This is a genomic window from Streptomyces anandii JCM 4720, from assembly GCF_014650655.1.
Lineage (GTDB): Bacteria > Actinomycetota > Actinomycetes > Streptomycetales > Streptomycetaceae > Streptomyces > Streptomyces anandii.
The window spans coordinates 76,571-79,587 of record NZ_BMVJ01000021.1; the positions used below are offsets into that span (position 1 = coordinate 76,571).

Here is a 3,017-nt window from a genome sequence, read left to right on the forward strand (position 1 = left end):
GGAACTGTTCGCGCCCGGGCGTAAGCACACCCGGGACGAGCAGAACCGGCTCGAGCTGACTCGGGAGGACGTCGGTGACGGTGATCCCGTACGGGGGCCGATCGACCTGGCGTCGGGGAAAGTGGTGGTACGGCCGCCGCGGGATGCCGAACCCGACGACGAGTGACGGCTAGCTCACCCGCAGCTCCAGGATGCGGTCGTCCCCCTTCCTCGGGTCGCCGCGGCCGTCCGTGTTGCTGGTGACCAGCCACAGCCTGTCGCCGCCCGCGGAGACGACCGTGCGCAGTCGGCCGTACTGCCCGTCGAGGAACGCCTGCGGCGGCGCCGACGCCGTCGTGCCCTTGAGGGGGATGCGCCACAGGCGCTGCCCCTTCAGGCCGGCCATCCAGACGGAGCCCTCGGCGTATGCGATCCCGCTGGGGGAGGCGTCGTCGGTGTGCCACTGGGCGATCGGGTTCACGAACTTCGGGTCCTTGGACGTGCCCTCCGCGTCCGGCCAGCCGTAGTTGCCGCCCGGCCTGATCGCGTTCAGCTCGTCCCAGGTGTCCTGGCCGAACTCCGAGGCGAACAGGCGCTGTCCGCCGTCCCAGGCCAGGCCCTGCACATTGCGGTGACCGTAGGAGTAGACGGGCGAGCCGGGGAACGGGTCGCCGGGCGCGGGCTCGCCCTCCGGGGTCAGCCGCAGGATCTTGCCGCCCAGGGACTTGGTGTCCTGGGCGAGCCCCCGGTCGCCGCTCTCGCCCGTGCCCGCGTACAGCATGCCGTCCGGGCCGAAGGCGATCCGGCCGCCGTTGTGGATCACACCCTTGGGAATGCCCTTGAACACCGTGTCGGGCGCGCCCAGTTGCTCCCCGGCCGGCTTCTTGTCGTCGTACAGCATCCGGACGATGCGGTTGTCCGAGGCGGAGGTGAAGTAGGCGTAGATCATGTGGTCGGAGGCGAACCGCGGGGAGAGGGCGATGCCGAGCAGGCCGCCCTCGCCCTCGGGCGCCACCCCGGACACCGTGCCCAGCTCCGTCTGCTTCCCCGTCTTCTCGTCGACGCGGGTGATCGTCGCCTTGTCGCGGGAGGAGACCAGCAGGCCCCCGCCGGGCAGCGGGGCCAGCCCCCAGGGCGAGTTCAGCCCCTCGGCGACCGTGCGCAGCACCTTCACGGAGCCCTTGGCCGGCGGAGCGGTCTCCCCGGACGCCTCCCCGGAGGGCGAGGCCTGCGCGCTCGTACGGCCGGGAGTGGCGCGGTCCGTCCCGCCGGGCCCGCCCCCGTCACCACCCAAGGAGCAGCCGGCCGCCAGCAGCAGCGCGGCGGCGGCCGACACGGCCGCCCCAACTCGACGTCGCACGATCCTGTCCCTTCGACGGTCGCGGGCCGCGCGGCCCACCGGCACTCGGGTCCTACCTGTCATACCCCGCGCTCACCCCGCGAAGTTCCCGATCGCCGCGATCCGACCCGGCCGGGTCCGCCCCGTCACCGGCGCTCAGTGCCAGGACCCCTGCGCCGCCGGGAGCGACGCCACCTCGGCCAGGTCCCGCGCCGTCAGCCGCAGCCGCGCCGCGGCCGCGTTCTCGCCGACCCAGCGCTCCTGCTTGGCGCCCGGCACCGGCACCACATGGGCCCCCTGGGCGAGCGCCCAGGCCAGGGCCACCTGGGCCGGTGTGACGTCCTCGCCGTGCCGTGCGGCGATCCGGCGCAGCCCCGCGACGATCGGCTGGTTCGCCGCCATCATCTCGGCGGTGAACCGCGGATGGCGGGCCCGCAGGTCGTCCGGCTCGAAGCCCTCGCCCGGAGTGAGCGTGCCGGTGAGGAAGCCGTTGCCGAGCGGCATCGCGGCCAGGAAACCCACGCCCCGCGCCTCGCACCAGGGCAGCAGCGTCTCCAGCGCCTCCGGTGACCACACCGACAGCTCCGCCTGCACCGCGCTCACCGGGAAGACCTGCTGCACCCGCTCCAGCTGCCGGATCGTTCCGTCGTACAGCCGCGCCCCCGCTCTGCGCCGCCCGCGCGCCCCCACCGCGCACAGCCCGAGGGCCCGTACCTTCCCGGCCCGCACCAGCTCCGCCATCGCCCCCCAGGTCTCCTCCACCGGGACCTCGGGGTCGGCGCGGTGCAGCTGGTAGAGGTCGATCACGTCCGTCTGGAGCCGCCGCAGCGAGGCGTCGCAGGCCCGCCGCACATAGCCGGGGCGGCCGTTGGCCACGATGTGCTGCTCGCCCACCAGCAGACCGGCCTTGGTGGACACGAAGGCGTCGGAGCGCCGCTCCTTCAGCACCCGCCCCAGCAGCAGCTCGTTGGTGAACGGCCCGTACATGTCCGCGGTGTCCAGGAGCGTGCAGCCGGCGTCCAGCGCCCGGTGCACCGCCCTCAGCGACTCCGGACCGCGCTGCCGCGAGGTGCTGTACGCCCAGCTCATCGGCATGCACCCGAGTCCCACGGCCCCCACCGCGAGCGCCGCCGCGCCGATCGTCCTGCGCTCCACCTCGCCGTAACCCTCCCTCGCCCGCGGCCCACCAACCTAACCTCTGCCGCCCCGCGCCCCTGACATAGCCTCCTGACCATGACTGCTGACGTGTGGCTGCCCATCCCGCCGGACGAGATCGAGGGGCTTCCCGACGGGTTGAACTACCTCTTCTGGGACGGAGGCGAGGACGGTGCCCAGGAGTTCCCCGGCGACCCCGCCGGCTGCGCCGTGTACGTGGTGCCCTACATGAAGCGGCAGCCCGTCAAGGTGCGCCCCCTCGCGCACATGCGCAACCTCCGCCTCATCCAGACCCTGACGGCCGGCGTCGACGACGTCACCGCCCACCTGTCCGCCATCGTCCCCGGCGTACGGCTGTGCAACGCGCGCGGGGTGCACGAGGCGAGTACGGCGGAACTCGCGCTCGCCCTCGTCCTCGCCTCGCTGCGCGGCATCCCCGGCTTCGTCCGCGCCCAGCAGCGGGAGGAGTGGCGCAGCGGCTTCCACCCGGCCCTCGCCGACAAGAGCGTCCTCATCGTCGGCTACGGAGCCATCGGCGCCGCCA

The 3,017-nt window shown here is 73.6% G+C and carries 4 protein-coding genes; 2 read left to right on the forward strand and 2 right to left on the reverse strand.

The window, feature by feature from the left end:
• On the forward strand, nt 1-166 hold a 166-nt coding region (locus tag IE249_RS38815; RefSeq protein ID WP_229859500.1), incomplete at its 5' end, for a DUF6191 domain-containing protein.
• A gap of 3 nt (nt 167-169) precedes the next feature.
• Here the strand turns inward: IE249_RS38815 and IE249_RS29140 are convergent.
• Both IE249_RS29140 and IE249_RS29145 read right to left on the reverse strand, forming a co-directional pair.
• Complete coding sequence (locus IE249_RS29140) at nt 170-1,402, reverse strand: PQQ-dependent sugar dehydrogenase (protein ID WP_189709509.1); 1,233 nt, start codon at nt 1,400-1,402, stop codon at nt 170-172.
• A gap of 72 nt (nt 1,403-1,474) precedes the next feature.
• A complete protein-coding gene (locus IE249_RS29145) occupies nt 1,475-2,473 on the reverse strand; it encodes an aldo/keto reductase (RefSeq protein ID WP_189709511.1) in 999 nt (332 codons plus the stop codon).
• A 78-nt stretch (nt 2,474-2,551) separates the two neighbouring features.
• Between IE249_RS29145 and IE249_RS38820 the strand changes: the two genes are divergently transcribed.
• Nucleotides 2,552-3,017: Rossmann-fold NAD(P)-binding domain-containing protein (locus IE249_RS38820; RefSeq protein WP_506367657.1), on the forward strand; the 466-nt coding region annotated here is incomplete at its 3' end.

Excerpts from the sequence above, each read along its gene's own strand:
- IE249_RS29140 (WP_189709509.1), bottom strand. The coding sequence starts at position 1,402 with ATGACAGGTAGGACCCGAGTGCCGGTGGGCCGCGCGGCCCGCGACCGT.